Origin of the sequence: Pseudoalteromonas haloplanktis ATCC 14393, assembly GCF_000238355.1 — a bacterium.
In the GTDB taxonomy this organism is placed as follows: Bacteria; Pseudomonadota; Gammaproteobacteria; order Enterobacterales; family Alteromonadaceae; genus Pseudoalteromonas; species Pseudoalteromonas haloplanktis.
Genome location: NZ_AHCA01000002.1, coordinates 183801 through 207089 on the forward strand (window position 1 = coordinate 183801; position 23289 = coordinate 207089).

Genomic DNA, 23289 nt, shown 5'->3' on the forward strand with positions numbered 1-23289 from the left:
CGGAGTGAGATGATGAGCAATAAAAATTCACAAAACAAACACGAAATAGTCGAAAAGAATATTGGCCTAATGGCTATCTTGACGGTTTTTGCTATCAGTTTTGGTGCCCTAGTAGAGATCACTCCACTAATGTTCCAAGACGATACAACAAAGCCTGTAGATGGCTTACGTCCACTTAATGCACTTGAAATGGAAGGCCGCGACATCTATGTACGTGAAGGATGTTATAACTGTCACTCACAGATGATCCGCCCATTCCGTGACGAAGTTGAACGTTATGGCCACTATTCAGTCGCTGGTGAGTCAGTATGGGATCACCCATTCCAATGGGGTTCTAAACGTACTGGTCCTGACCTAGCTCGTGTTGGTAAACGTTACTCGGACGACTGGCATTATGCTCACTTAGTTGACCCACGTGCAGTGGTTCCTGAGTCAAATATGCCAGGCTTTCCTTGGTTAGCAGAGAATCGCGTTGATACTAGCCTGACTCTGAAAAAACTTAAAATTTTCCGTGATACATTCGCCATCAACCCGCAAAACCCGGCACATCCGGGATTAGGTTACGGTAGTGATGAAGAACTAATCGCTGATGTTGCCAAAGTTGACGCAATGAACGATGGTAAAGGAGCAACAGAAATGCAAGCTCTTATCGCCTACTTGCAACAACTTGGCACACACTTGAAGTAATAATTATGGATTACGGAACATACAGAGGCATTTTAACTCTGGTAATTTTAGTACTATTTATTGTCATTGTTGTGTGGGCGTACAGTAAGCGTAGTAAAACACGTTTTAAAGACGCTGCAAATGCCATCTTTGAAGATGAAGAGAAGCATAACAAGACAATCTCTAACGAGGAAAAGGGGTCTGAGAAATGACTAGCTTTTGGAGTATATGGGTTATTGTATTAACCCTATCATGTCTTATCATTTTGTTTGGTTTGCTAGTTTGGAACTTAAAAAACTACGCAGGCGTTGAAGAAGGTGAAAGCTGTGGGCATGAATTTGATGGTATTGAAGAACTAAACAACCCACTGCCAAAGTGGTGGACCTACATGTTCTTTGCAACATTCGCATGGTCAGTTTACTACTTAGCGGCATACCCAGGTTTAGGTAACTGGGAAGGTCTTGGTAAGTGGACCAGTTCTAACCAAGGTATTACATCTCTTGCAGAATCTAAACAAGCTGTTGAAGATGCACACGCAGAAGGTCGCTTTGTAAAACTGGATGCTGAATATCGCGCTGCCGACGAACGTTTTGGTCCAATTTTTTCGGCTTTTGCTGAGCAAGATATCGAAACACTTGCAAATGATGAAAAAGCACTGGAAATTGGGCAGCGTTTATTTGCGCAAAACTGTTCACAGTGCCATGGCTCAGATGCACGTGGTGGTCAAGGCTTCCCTAACCTAACTGATAAAGATTGGTTATATGGCGGCACACCAGACAAAATCAAAGAAACGTTATTACACGGTCGTATTGCTGCGATGCCACCTTGGGGTGCTGCATTAGGTGAGCAAGGTGTGAAAGAAATGACCGCTCACGTATTAAGCTTATCTGGGCGGACTGTTAACCAAAAAGACGCCGCAGCCGGTGCAGCTAAGTTTGCAATGTGTGCAGCGTGTCATGGTGCGGATGGTAAAGGTTCTGTAGCACATAACCTACCGTTTGGCGCACCAGATTTAACGGATAATATCTGGCTATATGGTGGTTCTCAACGTGCTGTTGAAGAAACTATTGTAAACGGCCGTGCTGGTGTAATGCCTGCATGGAAAGACATTTTAGGTGAAGAAAAAGTCCACCTATTAACAGCGTATGTGTATAGTTTATCGCAAGATAAATAAGCAAAACGTTAATTAAATGTTTATAGTTTAATCTTTTAATTCAATAGATTAATTAAGATCAAAAAAGCCTCCATCTGGAGGCTTTTTTTTAGTCTTTTCAATTTAAATCCTATAAAATGTCTGCACCGAAAACAAATTAAGCGTATTTATGACTCCTACTCCGTGGTATAAAAATTTCTGGCCTTGGTTTTTAATCTTTTTTCCGCTAGTTGCCATCGTTGGTTGTATTTCTCTATTCATTACAGCAATCGGTAATGGCCCTGATATGGTCGTGGATGATTACTATAAAAAAGGCAAAGCGATTAACTTAGAATTAAGTAAATTCGATAAAGCCAAAGCGCTTTATTTACACGGTGAATTAAAAGTAGAAGCGGATAAAATTAGCTTTAAGTTTAATAAAGGCGACACTAGCAATATCCACTCATTAAAGCTGTCATTTTATCATCGTACAATTGAAGATCATGACTTTAGTACGCATTTGACGCCAAATGCCAATGGTGAATTTACCGCTATTGTTGAGCCCTATATCAACGGCACTTATACAGTTTTTATTGAGCCAACTGATGGTAGCTGGAAACTAAAAGAAAACATCACTTTGCCAAGTGAGCAAAGTATTGCCGTAAGCCCTGAGTATAAGTAGTCACCCTATCATGTCCAATAACTGCTTTCACTGCCTTGAAAGTGTACCCGCAGGTTTTAGCGCTACGGTTGTTATAGACGGTAGTGCAGAGCCTATGTGTTGCATTGGCTGTCAAACCGTTGCCGAGACAATTGTCGCTCAAGGCATGACCGATTATTATAAATTTAGAACAGTCACTGCGGGTAAAGTTGAACAACTAGTCCCGGAACAACTTGAACTGATCAAAAGTTATGATAATGAAGATATTCAAGATGAATTTATAAGTCAAAATGGCGATATCAGTGAAGTATTACTGACCGTCGAAGGTATCACCTGTGCTGCGTGTGCGTGGCTAATTGAAAAGCAGCTGCTGAATATGGCCGCTGTAAAACGAGTAGACGTAAACACTTCGACCAATCGCGCCATGATTCAGTGGCATAAAAATGCTTTACCGCTGAGTGATATAATCAAAGCATTGCTAGAAATAGGTTATAAAGCATACCCTTTCCAAGCCGATCTAGAAGCAAGCCAAAAACAACTCGTTGCAAAAGCCTACATACGTAGACTCGGCGTGGCAGGCTTAATGACCATGCAAGTAATGATGTTCGCGTTTGCCATGTACTTTGGAATGTTTTCTGGCATGGAAGAAAACTTTGAGCAGTATTTTCGCTGGATCAGCCTAATACTCGCCTCCCCTGTTATTTTATACAGCGCAATGCCTTTCTTAACAAATGCTATAAATGGACTCAAAGCTAAACAGCTCAACATGGATTTACCGGTGTCATTGGCTATCTTTGGGGCATATGCAGCCAGCAGCTATGCCACAATAATGGCCGTAGGCGAAGTCTATTTTGAATCAATTTGTATGTTTACCTTTTTACTTCTACTGGGTAAATATTTAGAGTTTCGTGCACGGCTTAAAGCCAGCGAATTTACTGCAAACTTACAAAAGTTATTACCGCTTACGGCACGTAAAGTGGATGAAAATGGCCAAGAGCATATTATTGCGGCTAAAAAGTTAAAACTTGATGACCGAGTCTTGATCAAAGCGGGTGAAACCATTCCAGCTGATGGCATTGTCTGTTCAGGCAATACAACGGTAGACGAATCAATGATGACTGGCGAGCATTTACCCGTTAACAAATACATCGAACATCAAGTGTTTGCAGGTACTGTGAACCATGACGGTGTGATTGAAATTCGCATCAACAAGATTGGCCAAAATACACTTTTAAATCAAATAATAAAACTACAGCACGGTGCACTGGCTACCCGTCCTAAATTAGTAGAGATTACCGACAAAGTTGCGCAATGGTTTGTTGCCTGCTTGCTGGTATTTGCATCTATTACTGCAATTGGCTGGTATCAAGTTGACCCTGAGCATGCTTTTTGGATCACCATAGCGGTACTTGTAGCAACCTGCCCTTGCGCATTAAGCTTAGCTATCCCAACGGCGTTAACCTGCGCGGTGGCAACCTTAACCCGCAAAGGCATACTCATTAAGCAATCTCATGTACTTGAGACTTTGCCACAACTAACCCGCGTTGCCTTTGATAAAACAGGCACTTTGACACAGGGGCGTTTTACCCTTGATGCGGTGGATTTATTAGCAGACACCTTGTCAAAAAAACAAATTTTAACCTTAGCTGCGCAACTGGAGAGTTACTCAGAGCACCCGATAGCTAGCGCATTCACTGAGTTTACACCGAATCAACGCCATTTAACGAATATAACCATCCACCCGGGCCTTGGCATCACTGGTAGTGATGACACCCACCATTATGCGGTGGGCAAAAGCGGCTGGTTCAACAGCAAGAAAAGTAATGCTCAAGCCACGTTTTATATTGATCAACAGCCGGTTGCTAACTTTTATTTTGTTGATGAAGTAAAAAGCAATGCCGCACAGTTGATCCGCTCTTTACAGCAGCAAGGCTTAAGCTGCCATATGTTAACTGGCGATGCGTCAAACGCAGGGCAACAAATTGCTAAAAAGCTTGCGCTTGATAGCTATAAAATAAGCTGTTTACCAGAGGATAAACAAAGCGAAGTACAGCGCTGGTCTCGTGAAGGTGAAATTGTTGCCATGGTTGGTGATGGCGTTAACGATAGCCCGGTTTTCAACAGTGCACATTTATCTATTGCGATGGAGACAGGTGCTGATATTTCCAAAAATACTGCCGATGTGGTATTACTCAACAGTGATTTAGCCGCAATTGACCATTTAATAACGGTATCGAAAAAAACGCGCCGCATTATAAAGCAAAACTTAGCGTTGTCGTTGTTCTATAATGGCTCTATCTTACCGCTTGCAGCGTTAGGACTTGTTGCCCCATGGATGGCCGTTATCGGCATGTCTGCAAGCTCCATTATTGTGATCAGTAACTCACTGAGGTTATTAAAGTTATGAGTATCATTTATATTCTAATCCCCATCGCGATATTGTTTGTATTGATTGCAATCGGGGTATTCTTTTGGGCTGTTCGTGGAGAACAGTTTTCTGATTTAAACAAGCAAGGTCATAGTATTTTGTTTGAAGACGACAAAGAGCAACACAAAAAAAGTAATGATTGATCCGTTATTCGTCAGCGCATTCATTATGGGGTTAATTGGCAGTGGCCACTGCATTGCGATGTGCGGCGGTATTGCCAGCTCTTTACAATTAGCAACCGATAAAAGCCGGCCATTACAATACTCGATTGCGTATAATATTGGCCGCGCTGGCAGCTATATGTTTGCAGGTGCGCTCGTTGCTGGGATCAGCAGCCATTTCGCCACGCAAAACCATTTGCTGGCGTTAACGTTAGCCTTGTTAAGCGGCCTATTTATGATCTTAGTTGGCTTATATATCATGCGCTTAGGCGCAAGCTTACAATGGCTTGAATCATTAGGTAAAACACTAATATGGCAGCATTTAATTAAACTTAACCGCTTTATAATGCCGATTAACTCATTACCTAAAGCAATGGCGTATGGTGCTTTATGGGGGTGGTTACCCTGTGGTTTAGTGTATTCAGCATTAACTTGGGCAATGTCCAGTAGCAACGCTTATGATGGCGCTTTAGTCATGCTATTTTTTGCTCTAGGCACTTTTCCTGCCATGTTAAGTATGGGAATGGGAGCACAAGTGCTCCATAAACTATTAAATCACCCTTGGGCACGAATAGCACTTGGCAGCATACTGATCTGGTATGGTATTTATTTACTTATCATTGCAACTGACAAGCTGGTGCATTAATCTTAACAAATTGATGTGACAACATTTTACGGACTGAACTAATGGATTTATCTCATAACAAAACCAAAAACAATTGTACTATCAGCTGTAATGACTGCAGTATTAGCCAATTATGCTTGCCTTTTACCCTTAATGGTCAAGAAATGGATAAACTGGATGAAATCATCGAGCGTAAAAAACCGCTTCATAAAGGTGACTTTCTATTTGAGTCGGGTGCCCCATTAAATGCTATTTTTGCAGTTCGTTCTGGTTCATTTAAATCATATACTCTCTCTGAGCAAGGTGATGAACAAATCACCGGCTTTCACCTAGCGGGTGACTTAATTGGCTTTGATGCAATAAATAAAATGACTCATCAAAGTTTTTCACAAGCACTTGAAACCTCGATGGTATGTGAAATTCCATTTGATACCTTAGATGAACTGTCTGGTAAATTGCCGAAATTACGCCAACAAATAATGCGTTTGATGAGCAGTGAGATTAACTATGATCAAGAAATGTTTTTAGCACTCAATAAAAAATCGGCTGAAGAGCGTTTAGCAAGCTTCATTCATAATTTATCAAATCGGTTTGGTGAGCGTGGCTTTTCGCGTAAGGAATTTCGCTTTACCATGACCCGTGGTGAAATTGGCAATTACCTTGGCTTAACGGTTGAAACAATTAGCCGCTTATTAAGCCGTTTTCAAAAAGCTGAGCTGATCAAAGTAGAAGGTAAATTTATAACTATTTTAGATAGTGAAGGTTTATCTGCAGCAGCGGCAATTCACCCCAAATAAATTGATCTAGCGTAACATATGCTTCGCTGTTACTTTAACTACTCATGAAATGCGTTACACTGTAAGTATTATGTAGACATAGAATGTAGTTAAAGGAGCAGCTTATGAACACTATCAAACAGATCCTCGCTATTATCGATCCAACCGCTGACTCGCAGCATGGTTTATCTCGTTCTATTGAACTTGCTAAAAAATCAGGTGCAAGTATCACTGCCTTTATGAGTATTTATGATTTCTCATATGAAATGACCACCATGCTCTCGTCCGATGAACGCGAAGCAATGCGTAACGCCGTCGTAAAAGATCGCCAATTATGGTTAGATGAAATTTTAACACAGTATCCAGAGGTTAAAATCTGTAGCCGAGTTGTGTGGCATAACCGCGCATATGAAGCGATCATAGATACTGTTATCAATGAACAATTTGATTTGGTTGTTAAAGGCACCCACCAGCACGACACTTTAAAGTCCGTTATTTTTACGCCAACTGACTGGCATTTAATTCGTAAATGCCCAGCACCAGTATTACTCGTCAAAGAGCAAGCATGGCCTGCACAAGGAAATATTTTAGCCGCAGTAAATGCCGTCAGTGAAAACCAACAGCACCTTGATTTAAATCACCGTATTATTAAAGATGCACAATTTCTATGCGAGCTTGCTAACGCCAGTTTAAATCTCGTCAACGCCTACCCTGCTACACCTGTGAATATCGCTATTGAAATTCCAGAATTTAATCCCAGCGTCTACAATGAATCGGTTAAGAAACACCATATAGAATCAACCCAAGCATTAGCAGCTAAACATCAAATTAGTCAGCAACACTGTGTTATTGAAGAAGGTTTACCCGAAGATGTGATCCCAGATGTTGCTAAGCGGCTAAACAGCGAGCTAGTTGTTATTGGCACTGTTGGTCGCACAGGCTTAAGTGCGGCTTTAGTTGGCAATACCGCAGAGCATGTAATTGACAGCCTAGATTGCGATGTATTGGCGCTCAAACCCGATGGTTATGTTTCTCCATTGGCAAAATAAATTAGCCAATAAATAAGTTTTGAGCATTGCCACTTTCAGCATATAATACGCCCCTTTATTTTACGCATAGTATTTCAAGGGGGCGTAATGTCGCATTCTGTTCAAGCCAAAGCTCAATATAACTTCAATAAGTTACAAAAGCGCTTACGTCGTCTAACTGGTCAAGCCGTTATGGACTTCAACATGATTGAAGAAGGCGACCGTATCATGGTGTGCTTGTCAGGAGGCAAAGACAGTTACACTCTATTAGATATGCTGCAGCATTTGCAACGTGTTGCACCTATAAAGTTTTCCCTCTTTGCTGTTAATTTAGATCAAAAACAACCAGGCTTCCCTGAGCATGTATTGCCTGAGTATTTAGATACCCTGGGTATTGAATACAAAATTGTCGAAGAAGATACCTACAGTATAGTGACAGACATTATTCCCGAAGGAAAAACAACATGCTCGCTATGCTCTCGCTTACGCCGTGGTATTTTATACCGTACTGCTAAAGAGCTAGGTGCGACAAAAATTGCATTGGGTCATCATCGTGACGATATGATTGAAACGCTATTCTTAAACATGTTTTATGGCGGTAAACTAAAAAGTATGCCTGCTAAACTAATGAGTGATAATGGTGAGCATATGGTTATTCGCCCATTAGCGTACTGTAAAGAAACCGATATTGAAAAATATGCCATTCATCAAGCTTACCCTATTATTCCCTGTAACTTATGTGGCTCGCAGGAAAATTTACAGCGTAAACATACCAAAGCAATGCTTGCGCAGTGGAATAAAGAACACCCAGGTCGTATTGAAAGCATTTTCACCGCGATGCAAAATGTAGTGCCATCACATTTAGCCGATAATCAATTATTCGACTTTGCTAACTTAACAACTGGTGAAGTGATCGACGGTGGTGATATTGCCATGGATAAACCTGACATTCCAAAGCAACCTATCAATAGCAATGAAGACGTTGCTGATGTAGTGACTATTAATTTAAGTTAACAAGTTTACTTGTTAAGCAAAATGCCGCATTCATTGCGGCATTTTTATTAGTATCATGCGGATCGTTACGGCATATCCATTAACGCTTGGCTTTGTTCGTCCACTTTAACTTGATAGTTCTCATGCTTTAAACCAAGTAACTGTGGTAGCGTTGCCGCAATACAGATGGATGACAAGGTCCCTACCACAATTCCCGTAAACAAAGCGATAGAAAACCCCTGTAATGGCGCACCAGCGAGTAACCAGACACTCGCAACTGTCGCTAATGTAGTACCTGAAGTGATCAAAGTACGCGTTAAAGTACTTTTAATTGATTCATCAATCACAGTGTTAACGCTTGCGAGTTGTTTATTAGTATCCAAGCGTAGCAATTCACGCACTCGGTCTGCGACAATAATAGAATCATTTAATGAGTAACCAATAATTGCCAGCAAACTTGCCAATACCGTTAAATTAAAATCAAGCTGCAACCACGAAAATAAGCCTACCACTATGATCACGTCATGCAGTAAAGCTATTACCGCCCCCAGCGCCAAACGCCATTCAAACCTAAGTGCTAAGTAAATCATTACAGCAACCATTGCTGCAAATAATGCTAAGCACCCTTGATCGAATAATTCATCTCCCACTTGTGAACCTAAATAAGATGATGACACAACTTCAACACCCAACGACTCATCTTCAGTTAAACTTGTGATCCAGCCTGAGTTTTTTACTTGCTCAGCTTCTCTTAATTGAAAGTGTTGGCTTGATTGCGCGGTGAGAATAAAATCACCGTCATGATAAATACTCAATTTCTCAGTAAGTTCACTTTGGTTAATTGGCACTGAGGTCGTAAACTCAGTTAAATACCCCCCGGTAAAATCAAGGCCAAAATTCAAGCCTTTTGATGTTATTCCTATTACTGAGAAAATGATTAAAAACAGAGATAAAAATAAACCAGATAAACGTAAGCGCGTTATTGTGCTCTTTTTTTCAGTTACTTTACTCATGCATTTACTCCACGTTTGTTTGCCAATTTTAAATACACGGTTTGGCTCAATGCCTTTGAGACATACACGCCGGTAAACACACTGGTTATAAGCCCAAGCGCAAGCGTAATAGCAAACCCTTTTACTGGCCCATAGCCTATGCCATATAAAATGACGGCAGTGATCATCGTGGTAATGTTAGCGTCAAAAATGGTGCTAAATGCTTGTTTATAGCCCTGCTCTATAGCTTGATAGGGCGCACGGCCTTTACGTCGCTCTTCTTTGATACGCTCAAATATAATGACATTAGTATCAACCGCCATGCCAATTGTTAGTACCAGCCCTGCAATCCCAGGTAAAGTGAGCACAACACCAGGCAGCAATGACATTAAACCAACCAAAGCCGTTAAATTTAATAATAAGGCTATATTCGCCACTAACCCTAAGCGCCGATACCACAAAGCCATAAATGCCAATGTGATACCCATTCCTAGCATTAAAGCAGCTAACCCGTTATTTATGTTATCAGCGCCTAAGCTTGGGCCAATGGTTTGTTCTTGCACTATGGTTACTGGGGCGGTTAGTGAACCTGCACGCAGTAATAATGCTAAATCTTGTGCCGCTTGCGGGCTTTGCATATTTGTAATACTAAATTGACTACTTAAGTGCTGAGCTATATTTGCTACATTAATAACTTCACTTTTTTTAACCACTTTTCCTTGGTCATTTTTGTAATATTCAGAATACACTGTCGCCATAGGCTTGCCGATATTACGCTTGGAAAACGCCGACATCGCTTCGCCACCTTGGCTATCAAGGCTCAGTTGTACCAGAGGCTTACCCCACTCATCGCGCCCAACATGCGCATTATTAATATGTTGGCCTGAAAAGATAGCAATTGGATCTAAGCTGATGGTGCCCCCATTTTGTAGGGCAAAGGACTTGCCGCCATATTCTTTAAGTTGATGGAAATCAAGGGATGCCGTAGCACCAATGATCCGTTTTGCAGCTGCGGGATCTTGTACACCGGGTAGTTCAATACGAATACGCTGTTTACCTTGGCGCTGGGTTACCGCTTCCGTAATGCCTAACTCTTCAATACGACCACGCAACGTCGTCAACGTTTGACTCATCACTTCTTTAGTAAACTCACTACTGCCTTGCTCACTAAAACTAAATGCCACTGTTGTTAACTTACCTTGCGTATGCACCGTTGGAGCTAAACGCTGAAAACGTTTTAAAACTTGCGTCTGCACTGTAAGCAATTGATCTTTTGCAGCTGGCAATGCATGTAATTCAAATCCTTGCGCATTTTGTTGCACACGGACCCCTCTGGCTTTTTCATCACGAATTATCGTTTTTGTTTGCTCATAAGCGCTATCCAGCTGCTCTTGTTGCGCTTTGACTAAATCAACATCTAATACAAACAACACCCCACCATTGAGATCCAGCCCCAACTTTATAGGTGCTAAACCTAAACTTTGTAACCAATCTGGACTTGTTTGATGCGTCACTATTTTTACATTCAACTGCATAAATTCACTTTTTAACGCTTGCTGAGCTGCGGCGCTTTTTGTCGGCTCGTGGAGTAACACTTTTAATGACGATTGCTGTTGAGACGATTGCATAGACTGTTCGACAGTAAAACCGTGTTGATTTAAAAAATCAACCACACTTTTTTGCGTGTCAATTGCTAATAACTCAGCGTTAACTTGTTGTTGTGCTGTCACATGCAACCAGGACTTTGCAGGGTATAAATTTGGTAAGGCGCTAATAGCCAGCAATATCAGTGCTACAAGCATAGCTAGATAGCTTATTTTAAAACGCTGAAACAGCGGTTTTTTTGATGATTTTTTTAACATACTTCTTCCTTAAGCCTATAAAAACATAGGCTTCACGCCAAAATTGGCGTCGTTATTTTTTGCTTTAGCGAAATCACTAAAACAGCGAAAAATTAACGAGAAGAATTAACTGTGGTAGGTAACAACAGCTCGGTATTGTAAATTTGCGTCTTTCCAACCACTCAAACGAGACTTCTTACCTTCATAACACACAAACCAAGGTAACGTTATTGCCGGTTCAAGAGGCTGTAAATAAAGTTGCCGCGCAAGACTTGGCACAAAAAACTCAAAGATAGCCACATAATTTGGCTCTACTTGAGTATGATATAAAAATAATGACGAGTTGCTAACGGTTAAACGTGGTTGCAATGATTCAAAGCCTGCACCTTCAGAGGTTTGCTCATCCGCCGCACTCTTTTTAGTAAAAGGCGTGGTATCTGACGTTGAATTGTCAAATATCTTTACCGCTAACTGACTCAAATCTGCTTGTATCAGCGACTGAAAAGTAGCAATAGGCTGATTCAGTTCAACTTTAGTGCTGCTCGCAGCAGTTGCCTGCACACTAAAAAGTGCAGCAAACATCAGTAACACAACGAAGACTAAGCGAAAACGAATCATTTTATTATCTAGCTAGAATATTAATACTATTATTGGGTGCATTTTAATTATTTCAATAGCGTTTTACTATTTAAAAAATCATGCCGCCGTTTAATACCAATCGACTTAAATACTTAACACGATTGGTATAAAGCGGCACTATAGAGCTATTAAACGACTTCAAGTGATGACATGTCAATCACATAACGGTGAGATAGATCCCCTTCTTTTAGACGTTCAAATGCTTGATTGATCTCATCCATTTTAATCATTTCAACTTCTGGAAGAATATTGTGTAGTGCACAGAAATCGAGAATTTCCTGCGTTTGCGCAATACCACCAATTAAAGAGCCAGCCACGCGGCGACGTCCCAATAATAGTGGCACTGAGCTGGATTCAGCCATATCACCCACTTGGCCAACTAACACTTGTGTGCCATCAATATCGAGCAAAGGCAAATAAGGGGTAAAGTCATGCTTAACGGGAATGGTATTAATGATTAAATCAAATTTATTTGCATGGGCATCCATGGCTTTTTGATCTTTAGAGATAAGTAAACCTTCAGCGCCATATTCAAGTGCTTGCTGTTTTTTGTCATCTGATCGACTAATAGCCGTCACATGCGCTCCCATCGCCGCAGCAATTTTAATCGCCATATGGCCCAAGCCTCCTAAACCAATCACGGCAACACGACTACCAGGGCCGACATTCCAGGTGCGAAGCGGTGAATATGTGGTAATACCCGCACATAAAATTGGTGCACATTTAGCAAGATCCAATGATTTTGGTACGTTTAGAACAAACTCTTCGCGCACAACAATGTGTTTCGCGTAGCCACCTTTGGTTGATTCACCAGTAATACGATCTTTCCCTGAATAAGTACCAACCATGCCTTCGCGACAAAATTGCTCTTCGCCTTTATGGCATTGGTCGCATTCAAGACAGCTATCAACCATACAGCCAACTGCAACATTGTCACCAACTTGGTATTTAGTCACTTTGCTGCCAATAGCAGTCACACGGCCTACGATCTCATGGCCTGGTAAAATGGGGTAACGAGTACCGCCCCAGTCGTTATTTACAGTATGGAGATCTGAATGACACACCCCGCAATACAAGATTTCAATCGCAACGTCTTCACTGCGTAAATCGCGTCTTTCAAAATAAAATGGCGCTAATGGCGTGTTAGCTTCATGTGCCGCGTATCCGATAGTTTTCATCTGCTTTCCCTTCTGTGTTAAAAACTGAGTTTAATTAATTGTCTTAAGCTGTCTACACTGTACTATGTGCTGTTACAGTATAGTCCTAGATCCACACTGTTAAAGTTTATACTCTAGGCTACTAAAAAAAGTTTAATACAGACTTAATAGAGTTAGAGAAAATATGCGCGGTATGGGTAAACAAGAAGCAATAAAACATCATGATGCCATGAACTTAAAACAAAGTATTAAAACGTTATGGCCATATTTAATGGTGTTCAAAGCGCGAATCTTGTTAGCTGTGCTTGCATTGATTGCTGCAAAAGGCGCAACCTTGCTGATGCCATGGGCGCTAAAAGAAATCATTGATGCTGTTGATGGTAATCTACAAACCGTTCTCATGGTCCCCGTAACACTTTTACTGCTTTATGGCGGATTACGCTTTGCTGGGGTGTTTTTTGGCGAAGTACGCGATGCCTTATTTGGCCGTGTCACAGAGCACGCCATGCGGCATATTGGTCTTAAAGTATTTAAGCATTTACATGCACTTGAGCTGAGTTTTCATTTAAATAGACAAACTGGCGGGATTAGCCGTGATATTGAACGCGGAACGCAAGGCCTAAGCTTTTTAATGCGCTTTTTAATGTTTAATATTATCCCTACGCTATTAGAGATCTTAATTGTCGCGATTATATTCGCCACGCTTTTTTCTCCTTGGTTTGCGCTTGTCACCCTCATCGCGGTGATTATTTATATTGCCTTCACGGTCACTATTACTCAATGGCGCAATCGATTCATTCGTGAGGCAAACCAAGCGGATAACAACAGCAATAGTCGAGCAATCGACAGTTTGCTCAACTACGAAACCGTTAAATATTTTAATAATGAAACCCACGAAGCCAACAGTTATGACGCTTTTTTAGCTACTTGGGAACACGCACGATTGAAAAACCGCTTATCTTTATTAGCACTTAACTCAGGCCAAGCCTTGATCATTGCCGCAGCGATCACCGCATTAATGTGGTTAGGCACAGCAGATGTCGTAACAGGTGAGTTAAGCATCGGTGAGTTGGTTATGATCAATGCCTACATGATCCAGCTTTTCTTACCACTCAATTTTTTAGGCTTTGTATATCGAGAAATTCGCCGTGCCCTAACAGATCTTGAAAACATGCTCGGGCTATTAACCACAAAGCCACGGATCACAGATAAAGAAAATGCCCAGCCGCTTGCTATACAGCAAGGGAATATAGAGTTTAACAACGTTAATTTTAGCTACCACAGCTCGCGGGCTATTCTCAAGCAACTGAGTTTTACCATTAACGCTGGGAGCAAAGTCGCGGTGGTCGGTGCCAGTGGCGCAGGTAAAAGTACCCTTGCCCGTGTGTTATATCGTTTTTATGATATTGACAGTGGCAGTATTTGTATTGATGGCCAAGACGTGCGCGACATCACGCTACACAGCTTACGCCAAGCAATTGCCATCGTCCCACAAGACACCGTACTTTTTAATACCAGCATACGAGAAAATATCGCTTATGGTCGCCCTAGTGCCAGTGATGAAGAAATCGATAAAGCGATTAAGATGGCTCACTTAACTAAATTTATAAATAGCCTTGAGAAAGGCGATCAAACCCTTGTTGGCGAACGTGGCTTAAAAGTCTCTGGGGGTGAGAAACAACGTATCGCCATCGCGCGTGCCATTTTGAAGAAGTCACCAATCTTAATTTTTGACGAAGCAACCTCTGCGCTGGACTCTCATGCAGAACAAGCAATATTAAACGCCATGCGAGAAGTAGCCGCAAATCATACAAGTTTAGTGATTGCACACCGCTTATCAACAATAACCGATGCTGACAAAATCTTGGTTATGCAAGCAGGTCAACTCGTTGAACAAGGCAATCATCAACAACTGCTTGCTTTACAAGGTGAATATGCGCGGATGTGGCAATTACAGCAAATGCAGTCAAACAATTGCTAAGTACCGCTGACTCAGTTAGTTTATTTATTAACACGGCTTTATCGGGTGATTAAGTTATTCACCTCAAAAGTTTGTCTCGCTTTCGGTTATCTATAACAATCAAAAGCTAGGTTATAAAAATCTATGATAAAAATAACATTCAGGGTAATCCAATGAAAAAAACACTTATTGCAGCCACACTCGCTGCCACATTTTTAGCAGGCTGTTCTAAGCCTGAAACAACCGAAACCTCAGCCCCAAAAACAGCCGTTGAAACAACCACAGCCGCTGAACAGCCAGAATTAGGTAGCTTTGGTGTAGATTTAACGGCGCGTAACGAAGCAATTAAACCTGGCGATGATTTTTTTATGTACGCCAGTGGCACATGGTATGACAACTACGTAATGCCTGCGGACAAAACACGCTATGGTGCTTTTTCTGGGTTAGCAGAGCGCAGTGAAGAGCGTGTTAAAGAAATCATTGAAGAGATAGCGGCACGTGATGATTTAAATGCTGAAGAGCAGCTAATCGCTGACTTTTACAACGCTTATATGGATACCGAAACACTTAATAAATTAGGTATCACACCTATTAAACCATTGTTGACTGAAATCAATGACGTATCATCAACGGATGATCTTACTAAGCTGTTTGGTCAAGCGTGGCTGAGTGGTGTTAACTCTCCTATTGGCGGTGGCATGTGGTTTAACCGTCTTGATCCAAATAAATATGAAATGTCACTGGGCGCTGGCGGTTTAGGCTTACCAGATCGCTCTTACTACTTAGAAGATTCTGAGCGTTTTGAAAAAACCCGTAGCGCATATGTTGCACACATTGCACAAATGCTTGAATTAGCCGGTGTCGATAATACCACCGAACGTGCACAGGCGATCTTAGCCCTTGAAACTAAAATTGCAGAAGGTCATTGGCCACGTGAAAAACGCCGTAACCGCGACCTAACATTAAACCAAGTTAAGCGCAGTGAGCTGAGCGAAGCATACCCAGACTTTAATTGGGATCTGTACTTTGCGCAAACAGGTTATCAAGTGCCGCAGTTGAATGTGTCACAACCAGAGCCTATAAAAGCCATGATTGAACTTATCAATCAACAAGACCTAGCAGTATGGAAAGACTACTTAACCTATCACGCACTCAGTGGTAACGCAGAGTTACTTTCTGAAGAAGTATTCAATACTAATTTTGCGTTTTACGGTAAAGAACTTAACGGACAACAAGCGCCACGTCCTCGCTGGAAACGTGCTATTAGCCAAATGTCAGGTACCAACTCGTTAGGCTTTGCTATCGGTAAAGTGTATGTCGCACGTTACTTCCCAGAATCATCAAAACAGCAAATGTCCGAATTGGTTGAAAACCTACGTACAGCACTCGGTGAGCGTATTGATAACCTAGACTGGATGGGCGCAGAAACAAAAGTAAATGCGCGTGCTAAATTGGCCGCATTTGTGCCAAAAATCGGCTATCCAGATGTATGGCAATCATTTGACGGCTTAACAATTAGCGACAACGATTTAATGGGCAATATAAAAAACACCCGTGAATTTTTCCAAGCAGACAGTGTTGCCAAAGAGCTTGAAAAAACGGATCGTAACCGTTGGGGTATGACACCACAACGCGTGAATGCGTACTACAATAGCTCATTTAACGAAATTGTGTTCCCTGCTGCTATCCTGCAACCACCATTTTTCGATCCAAATGCCGATCCAGCTGTTAACTATGGTGGCATAGGTGCTGTTATTGGTCATGAAATGGGTCATGGTTTTGATGATCAGGGCTCTAAATCAGATGCAAACGGTGTGCAACGCAACTGGTGGACTGACTCAGATCGTGCTGCATTTGAGGCCAAAGCCGATCAGCTCGCAGCCCAGTATAGCCAGTACGAGCCAATCCCAGGTAACTTCGTCAATGGCCGTAACAGCTTAGGTGAAAACATTGGTGATGTGGGCGGCCTAGCAATGGCATATCACGCTTATAAACTGAGCTTAAATGGTAAAGAAGCACCTGTAATTGATGGCCTAACAGGCGATCAGCGGTTCTTTTTAGCTTGGGCACAAGTATGGAAAGAAAAACGTACAGAGCAAAGTATGTTAAACCAACTACGTGGTGGTACACATGCGCCAGGTCGCTTTAGAGCACAAGCCCCTCGTAACCATGATGCATGGTATAAAGCATTTGATGTAAAACCAGGTGATAAGCTTTACTTGCCTGAAGAAGAGCGTGTGCGTATTTGGTAAGCACAACTTAACCTTTAATTAGCCCGCGCACGCGGGCTATATTGTTTTTATTTAAACAACCAGCACAGCAAAACCTTCTCTACTGCTTACACACTTTAAATCAGACTAGCCCTGCCCCGCATTTACCTTTAGAATACGAGCCTACAAAATTTACACTTTTAAAATATATTTAAGGCGAAACGCAGATGGGAAGAGCTTACCAAAACAAAAAAGATTCAATGGCTAAAACTGCGGGTGCTAAAACTAAAGTTTACTCAAAGTACGGTAAAGAAATTTATATTTGTGCCAAAAACGGTGGTGTTGATCCAGATGGCAATCTCGCACTACGTCGTTTAATCGAAAGAGCTAAAAAAGACCAAGTTCCCGCTCACGTTATTGAGCGCGCTATCGACAAAGCCAAAGGCGGCGGTGGCGAAGATTACTCAGCGACTCGCTACGAAGGTTACGGCCCGGGTAACTGCATGATCATCGTAGATTGCTTAACTGATAACAACAAACGCACCTTTGCTGATGTGCGTGTATGTTTTACCAAAGCAAATGCTAAGATTGGCGCACAAAATTCGGTATCGCACTTATTTGATCATCTTGCGATTTTTGTTTTTGACGGTGATGACGACGAAACCGTGCTTGAAGCACTGATGATGGCGGATGTTGATATCACTGACGTAGAAGTAGAAGACGGTAAAGTGACCGTTTTTGCTCCACATACTGAATATAACAACGCTCGTACTGCGCTAGAAGAAATGGGTATTAGTGAATTCCACGAAGACTTAATCGCATTCGTCCCCCAAGTAGAAGCACCACTTGAAGGTGAAGATGTAGAAGTAATGGAACGCTTTTTAGCGATGCTTGAAGATTGTGACGACGTACAAAACGTCTATCACAATGCACAATTTTAATTCCATACAATAAAGTGATCATCAAGGCCATTAGATTGGCCTTTTTTATTTACTGAATATTAAACTACCTAAATAAATGGATTTGTATTTTGAATACCCTTGAACAGCTTCGCAGTGGTCAATTAGTTGGCGCTAAACGTTTGCAACTGGTTGCAGAATTAACGACGTTCCCCGACGAAATATTTACCCTAGCAGAGACTCTTGAAGTACTCGATTTATCAAACAATAAACTCACTGATTTACCCGCTCAGTTTGCCTGTTTAACCAAATTAAAACGGGTATTTTTATCATTCAACCAGTTTCAGCATATTCCCCCTGTACTAGCAAAATGCCCAGCCCTGATCATGATCGCGTTTAAAGGTAATCAGATCAGCGAATTTGCAGAGCATAGCTTGCCACTTACAACTCAATGGTTAATTTTAACTGACAACAAGCTTCAACAATTGCCTGAGTCTTTTGGTGAACTTACTCAACTACGTAAACTCGCTCTAGCTGGTAATCAGTTAACAACTCTGCCCCACAGCATGCAGCAGTGTCAGCAACTAGAACTCGTTCGCTTATCAGCAAATAACTTAACCCAAATTGATGACTGGCTGTTCGAACTCCCCGCGCTTACTTGGCTGGCGTTTGCCGGAAACGACTTTAATAAATCGCAATCACTGCAACATGGGGCAATAAAGCAAACAACGCTTAATGAGTTTGAACTCATAAGCCAAATTGGTGAAGGCGCATCGGGAATAATACACTTAGCAGATTGGCAGCAACATAAAGTAGCCGTTAAGCTATTTAAAGGAGCGATTACCAGTGATGGTTATCCATTAGATGAAGTAAACTGTTGCTTACAAGCTGGCGAGCACCCAAATCTTATCAAAGTGCTTGCATATATCGATAACCCAGAACAACTAGGGCTGGTGATGGAGCTTATTAACCAAGATTACCAAAATCTTGGCTTACCGCCGTCACTTGAAACCTGCACTCGCGATACCTTTGCCGAACACACACAGTTCACCGCTGAAGCCATTAAACATATTGCAAAGCAGATGCTCAGCACCCTTGCCCACTTACATGCTAATAATGTCAGTCATGGTGATGTGTACGCTCACAACACTATGATAGATGCCCAGTACACTGTTTTATTTGGTGACTTTGGCGCAGCAACCAACTTGAACTCTCTCACTGACTATCAGCGTTCACAAATGGAGTTGATAGAAGTAAGAGCTATAGGTTGTTTAATTGCTGATTTACTTACCCTATGCAAAGAATCTACCCCAGAAACGCATAAACTACAGCAAATTGCAGCGCAATCTATGAGTTTAGTAATGTCAGAGCGCCCTCGCTTAGCAACTTTGAACGTTAAGCTATAAAACGCAAAAAAGCCGCGATATTCGCGGCTTTGTTGGATAAAGCTAAACTTTTATAGGGTCAATTATAAATACTGACCGAGTGTTTTAACTTGGTCTAACATGCGGTTTGAGAAACCCCATTCGTTATCATACCAAGCCATCACTTTAACTAATTTACCTTCAGCTTTAGTTTGCGTAGCATCAAAAATTGACGACGCTGGGTTATGATTAAAATCAATAGAAACAAGCGGAAGCTCATTGTACTCTAAGATCTCTTTCATTGAACCTTCAGCTGCGGCTTTCATTACTTCATTTATTTCAGCTGCTGTTGTGTCACGTTTAGTAATAAACGTAAAATCAACTAACGATACGTTAATTGTTGGAACGCGTACTGACATCCCGTCAAGCTTACCCGCAAGCTCAGGTAATACTAAGCCAACCGCTTTGGCTGCGCCTGTTTTAGTTGGGATCATAGACTGCGTAGCACTACGTGCACGGTATAGATCTGGGTGGTATACATCTGACAGGTTTTGGTCATTTGTATAAGCATGAATGGTTGTCATGCTGCCTTGCTCAATACCAACTGTATCATTAATTGCTTTTGCAATAGGTGCTAAACAGTTTGTAGTACATGATGCGTTAGAAATAATGTTGCTGTCGGCATTAAGTACATCATCATTTACACCATGAACTACGGTTGCATCTAAGTCGGTACCAGGTGCTGATACAATCACTTTTTTCGCACCCGCAGTAATGTGTTTTGCAGCATCTTCACGTTTTGTGAAAAAGCCCGTACATTCTAATACGATATCTACGTTTAACTCTTTCCATGGCAAGTTTGCAGGGTCACGCTCTTGCGTAAGAGTAATTACGTCATCACCGATAAGCATAGTGTTATCAGCAAGTGTTACTTTTTGCGAAAATTGACCATGCACAGAATCAAATTGAGTAAGGTGTGCATTTACATTCGCTGGCGCTAAGTCATTAATCGCAACGATTTTAATTTCATTGTTTTGCGCTGACTCATAAAGTGCACGTAATACGTTGCGACCGATACGGCCATAGCCATTAATTGCTACATTAATCATTTAAAAAACTCCCCTTTAATTATTTAATTTCACTTGCTTGGCGAGCAAGCGCTTCAATGGCTTGCCAGTCTTTGTTTTCAATAAGTTGTTTATCAAGCATCCAAGTACCACCGACACAAATCACATTGCTAAGCGCTAAGTAGCTCGGTGCAGTTGCTAAACTAATACCACCTGTTGGGCAAAACGTAACATGAGGTAATGGGCCACCAATTGATTTAAGCATTGCAGTACCGCCTGCAGCTTCTGCTGGAAAGAACTTTAAAAACTTAAAACCATGGCTTGCTAACTTCATCACTTCGCTCGGCGTTGCGGCACCTGGTAGAAATGGAATATCACTGTCTTTAGCTAGCGCTAAAAGCTCATCATTTACGCCCGGGCTGACCATAAAGTCAGCGCCTGCGGCAACCGATGCTTCAAAGCTTGCTTTATCAACCACTGTACCTGTGCCCACATACGCTTCTGGTACTTCCGCTTTCATCAGCTTGACCGCTTCTGCAGCAATGGGTGTACGTAATGTGATCTCAAGCGCTTTTAAGCCCCCGTTATAAAGTGCTCTAGCAAGTGGTGCTGCATCTTCTAATTTTTCAATCACCACTACTGGCACCACAGGTGCCGATGCTAAGATTTTTTCTATGCTCATTGTATGTCCTCATTACCCTGTGAATGGCTAATTATTATTCTATTCCAAACGCACTTGCGCCTAAATCTGCGCTACTAACAATGTTTCTAAATCCTGTAAACAACTCACGTCCAGTACCAAAGGTTAAACTTGGGACGCTCAGCTGTAATTCACGTTTTGCAAGCTCTTCATCGCTTACGTGTAGTTTTAAAATTCCCGCTGGTGCATCAAGTGTAACTAAATCACCTTCGTGAATTTTTGCGATAATGCCACCTTCAACGGCCTCTGGCGCTAAGTGAATTGCAGCAGGAACTTTACCTGATGCGCCAGACATACGGCCATCAGTCACAATTGCAACTTTAAAACCTTGATCTTGCAAGGTTGCCATAACTGGCGTTAATTTATGCAGCTCTGGCATGCCCTTCGCTTTAGGGCCTTGCTCTTTAAGTACAGCAATAAAGTCTTGGTTTAATTCACCGCGTGTATACGCTTCTTGTAGTGCACTTTGTGAACTAAATACTTTTGCCGGTGCTGATACTACTTGGTGCTCAATTGCAACTGCTGACACTTTAATAACAGCTTTACCTAAGTTACCTGTAAGTAGCTGTAAACCACCTTGTTTACTGAATGGGTTATCTACTGGACGCAGTACTTCTTCATCTAATGACTTTTCAGGACATGGCACCCATTTCACTTTGCTTGGACCATTTGAATCAGTCATGATCAAATTATTATCCGTGTCTAAACGTGGCTCTTGGGTGTATGCTTCAAGGCCTTCACCCACAATAGTTTTAACGTCATTGTGTAAGAAACCAGCACCAACAAGTTGCTTCATTAAGAAACCCATACCACCGGCAGCTTGGAAATGATTCACATCAGCTGAGCCATTTGGATAAATACGCGTCAGTAGTGGCACAACTTCTGATAAATCCGACATATCTTTCCATGTCAGCTCAATACCCGCCGCTTTAGCGATAGCAACCAAGTGAATAGCATGGTTTGTAGAGCCGCCTGTAGATAATAAACCGACCAAACCATTAATTATGGTTTTTTCAGTTACAACGTCAGCTAAACAATTCGCATCTTTTGTTTGAATAAGTTGCTTAAGCATGGTTTCTACCGCATTACCCGTTAGACCATCGCGTAATTCTGTATATGGATTGATAAACGAGCTACCTGGAAGGTGTAAGCCCATAATTTCCATTAACATTTGGTTTGAGTTAGCAGTTCCATAAAAAGTACATGTACCAGCACTGTGGTAAGACGCACTTTCAGCTTCTAACAATTCATCACGGCTTACTAAACCTTGTGCGAACTTTTGACGAATACGGGCTTTTTCTTTGTTAGGGATACCTGATTGCATCGGACCTGCTGGTAAAAACGCAACCGGTAGATGGCCAAATGATAAAGCGCCAATTAATAGGCCAGGGACAATTTTGTCACACACACCTAAGCAAAAAACACCATCAAATACATCGTGTGATAACGAAATTGCAGTAGACATAGCAATAACATCACGAGAAAAAAGTGATAATTCCATGCCATCACGGCCCTGAGTAACACCATCACACATCGCTGGCACACCACCAGCGACTTGTGCTGTTGCATCATATTTAGTGGCAAGGTCTTTAATTAAATCTGGATAATCTTTGTAAGGGACATGCGCAGAAAGCATATCATTGTATGAATTGATAATAGCTAGGTTAGGCTGTTCATCAGCCTTTAAACGTGCTTTATCATCACTGCTACAAGCAGCCATTACGTGAGCAATATTACCGCAACCTAAACCAGAACGAACTCTTGTTTGTTTTTTTGCATGATTCATGCGTTCTAAATAGGCTTGGCGAGTAGCTTTACTACGTTCGATAACGCGTTCGGTGACTTCTTGAATACGAGGATGCAACATAAAATTCGACTCATCTCTATGGTTAGAGGATAAAGGCTCAGTAGCAAGCACATACTCCACGAATGAACTTGCACTGAGCATCTTTGATTTACCCGTTCAAAGGTATACGTTGTCAAGTTGTCT

General features: G+C 41.7%; 21 protein-coding genes. 14 read left to right on the forward strand and 7 right to left on the reverse strand.

Annotation, left to right across the window (positions count from 1 at the left end):
• The first annotated feature begins 12 nt into the window (after nucleotides 1-12).
• The 10 genes from ccoO to ttcA all read left to right on the forward strand — a co-directional run bounded on the left by ccoO (nucleotide 13) and on the right by ttcA (nucleotide 8491).
• Nucleotides 13-687, forward strand: a complete 675-nt coding sequence (gene ccoO, locus PHAL_RS0105010) for a cytochrome-c oxidase, cbb3-type subunit II (RefSeq protein WP_016707330.1) — start codon at nucleotides 13-15, stop codon at nucleotides 685-687.
• A 5-nt stretch (nucleotides 688-692) separates the two neighbouring features.
• On the forward strand, nucleotides 693-878 hold the full coding sequence (locus tag PHAL_RS0105015) for a cbb3-type cytochrome oxidase subunit 3 (RefSeq protein ID WP_016707331.1): 186 nt from the start codon (nucleotides 693-695) through the stop codon (nucleotides 876-878).
• Nucleotides 875-1840, forward strand: coding sequence for a cytochrome-c oxidase, cbb3-type subunit III (ccoP, locus tag PHAL_RS0105020; protein WP_016707332.1), 966 nt, complete (start codon nucleotides 875-877; stop codon nucleotides 1838-1840). Before PHAL_RS0105015 ends, ccoP begins: the two co-directional genes overlap by 4 nt.
• A gap of 148 nt (nucleotides 1841-1988) precedes the next feature.
• On the forward strand, nucleotides 1989-2480 hold the full coding sequence (locus PHAL_RS0105025) for a FixH family protein (RefSeq protein WP_016707333.1): 492 nt from the start codon (nucleotides 1989-1991) through the stop codon (nucleotides 2478-2480).
• Between the two features lie 10 nt (nucleotides 2481-2490).
• Nucleotides 2491-4866, forward strand: coding sequence for a heavy metal translocating P-type ATPase (locus tag PHAL_RS0105030; protein WP_016707334.1), 2376 nt, complete (start codon nucleotides 2491-2493; stop codon nucleotides 4864-4866).
• Nucleotides 4863-5030 carry a cbb3-type cytochrome oxidase assembly protein CcoS gene (ccoS, locus tag PHAL_RS0105035; RefSeq protein ID WP_016707335.1) on the forward strand — a complete coding sequence of 56 codons (168 nt, stop codon included), beginning with the start codon at nucleotides 4863-4865 and terminating at the stop codon, nucleotides 5028-5030. The genes PHAL_RS0105030 and ccoS overlap by 4 nt, the downstream gene beginning before the upstream one ends.
• On the forward strand, nucleotides 5023-5694 hold the full coding sequence (locus PHAL_RS0105040; RefSeq protein ID WP_029216029.1) for a sulfite exporter TauE/SafE family protein: 672 nt from the start codon (nucleotides 5023-5025) through the stop codon (nucleotides 5692-5694). Before ccoS ends, PHAL_RS0105040 begins: the two co-directional genes overlap by 8 nt.
• A 41-nt stretch (nucleotides 5695-5735) precedes the next feature.
• A complete protein-coding gene (locus PHAL_RS0105045; protein WP_016707337.1) occupies nucleotides 5736-6470 on the forward strand; it encodes an FNR family transcription factor in 735 nt (244 codons plus the stop codon).
• Between the two features lie 104 nt (nucleotides 6471-6574).
• Nucleotides 6575-7498 carry a universal stress protein UspE gene (gene uspE, locus PHAL_RS0105050; protein ID WP_016707338.1) on the forward strand — a complete coding sequence of 308 codons (924 nt, stop codon included), beginning with the start codon at nucleotides 6575-6577 and terminating at the stop codon, nucleotides 7496-7498.
• An 87-nt stretch (nucleotides 7499-7585) separates the two neighbouring features.
• Nucleotides 7586-8491: a tRNA 2-thiocytidine(32) synthetase TtcA gene (gene ttcA, locus PHAL_RS0105055; protein ID WP_016707339.1), complete on the forward strand. Its 906-nt coding sequence runs from the start codon at nucleotides 7586-7588 to the stop codon at nucleotides 8489-8491.
• Between the two features lie 65 nt (nucleotides 8492-8556).
• Here the strand turns inward: ttcA and secF are convergent, their stop codons facing one another.
• The 4 genes from secF to PHAL_RS0105075 form a co-directional block, all read right to left on the reverse strand.
• Nucleotides 8557-9483: a protein translocase subunit SecF gene (secF, locus tag PHAL_RS0105060; protein ID WP_016707340.1), complete on the reverse strand. Its 927-nt coding sequence runs from the start codon at nucleotides 9481-9483 to the stop codon at nucleotides 8557-8559.
• Entirely contained in the window at nucleotides 9480-11324 is a 1845-nt protein-coding gene (gene secD / locus PHAL_RS0105065) for a protein translocase subunit SecD (protein WP_016707341.1), read from the reverse strand. The genes secF and secD overlap by 4 nt, the downstream gene beginning before the upstream one ends.
• Before the next feature lie 105 nt (nucleotides 11325-11429).
• Complete coding sequence (locus tag PHAL_RS0105070) at nucleotides 11430-11921, reverse strand: hypothetical protein (RefSeq protein ID WP_016707342.1); 492 nt, start codon at nucleotides 11919-11921, stop codon at nucleotides 11430-11432.
• Between the two features lie 149 nt (nucleotides 11922-12070).
• The gene (locus PHAL_RS0105075; RefSeq protein WP_016707343.1) at nucleotides 12071-13120 is read right to left on the reverse strand and encodes an NAD(P)-dependent alcohol dehydrogenase; all 1050 of its coding nucleotides are present in this window, start codon (nucleotides 13118-13120) and stop codon (nucleotides 12071-12073) included.
• A gap of 208 nt (nucleotides 13121-13328) precedes the next feature.
• Between PHAL_RS0105075 and PHAL_RS0105080 the strand changes: the two genes are divergently transcribed.
• The 4 genes from PHAL_RS0105080 to PHAL_RS0105095 all read left to right on the forward strand — a co-directional run bounded on the left by PHAL_RS0105080 (nucleotide 13329) and on the right by PHAL_RS0105095 (nucleotide 19574).
• Nucleotides 13329-15080: an ABCB family ABC transporter ATP-binding protein/permease gene (locus PHAL_RS0105080; RefSeq protein WP_036980545.1), complete on the forward strand. Its 1752-nt coding sequence runs from the start codon at nucleotides 13329-13331 to the stop codon at nucleotides 15078-15080.
• A gap of 152 nt (nucleotides 15081-15232) precedes the next feature.
• A complete protein-coding gene (locus PHAL_RS0105085; RefSeq protein WP_016707345.1) occupies nucleotides 15233-17311 on the forward strand; it encodes a M13 family metallopeptidase in 2079 nt (692 codons plus the stop codon).
• A gap of 185 nt (nucleotides 17312-17496) precedes the next feature.
• The gene (locus tag PHAL_RS0105090; RefSeq protein WP_016707346.1) at nucleotides 17497-18210 is read left to right on the forward strand and encodes a YebC/PmpR family DNA-binding transcriptional regulator; all 714 of its coding nucleotides are present in this window, start codon (nucleotides 17497-17499) and stop codon (nucleotides 18208-18210) included.
• A gap of 89 nt (nucleotides 18211-18299) precedes the next feature.
• Nucleotides 18300-19574, forward strand: a complete 1275-nt coding sequence (locus tag PHAL_RS0105095; protein WP_016707347.1) for a leucine-rich repeat-containing protein kinase family protein — start codon at nucleotides 18300-18302, stop codon at nucleotides 19572-19574.
• 62 nt (nucleotides 19575-19636) lie between these two features.
• On the opposite strand, the gene gap is transcribed toward PHAL_RS0105095, so the two are convergent.
• From gap to edd, 3 genes are read right to left on the reverse strand one after another with little or no spacing between them, the layout of a single operon-like run.
• The gene (gene gap, locus PHAL_RS0105100; RefSeq protein WP_016707348.1) at nucleotides 19637-20641 is read right to left on the reverse strand and encodes a type I glyceraldehyde-3-phosphate dehydrogenase; all 1005 of its coding nucleotides are present in this window, start codon (nucleotides 20639-20641) and stop codon (nucleotides 19637-19639) included.
• Nucleotides 20642-20660: 19 nt separating this feature from the next.
• Nucleotides 20661-21281, reverse strand: coding sequence for a bifunctional 4-hydroxy-2-oxoglutarate aldolase/2-dehydro-3-deoxy-phosphogluconate aldolase (gene eda, locus PHAL_RS0105105; protein WP_016707349.1), 621 nt, complete (start codon nucleotides 21279-21281; stop codon nucleotides 20661-20663).
• Between the two features lie 34 nt (nucleotides 21282-21315).
• Nucleotides 21316-23166 (reverse strand): phosphogluconate dehydratase, encoded by a 1851-nt coding sequence (gene edd, locus PHAL_RS0105110; RefSeq protein WP_029216030.1) that lies wholly within the window; start codon nucleotides 23164-23166, stop codon nucleotides 21316-21318.
• Between the last annotated feature and the right edge of the window lie 123 nt (nucleotides 23167-23289).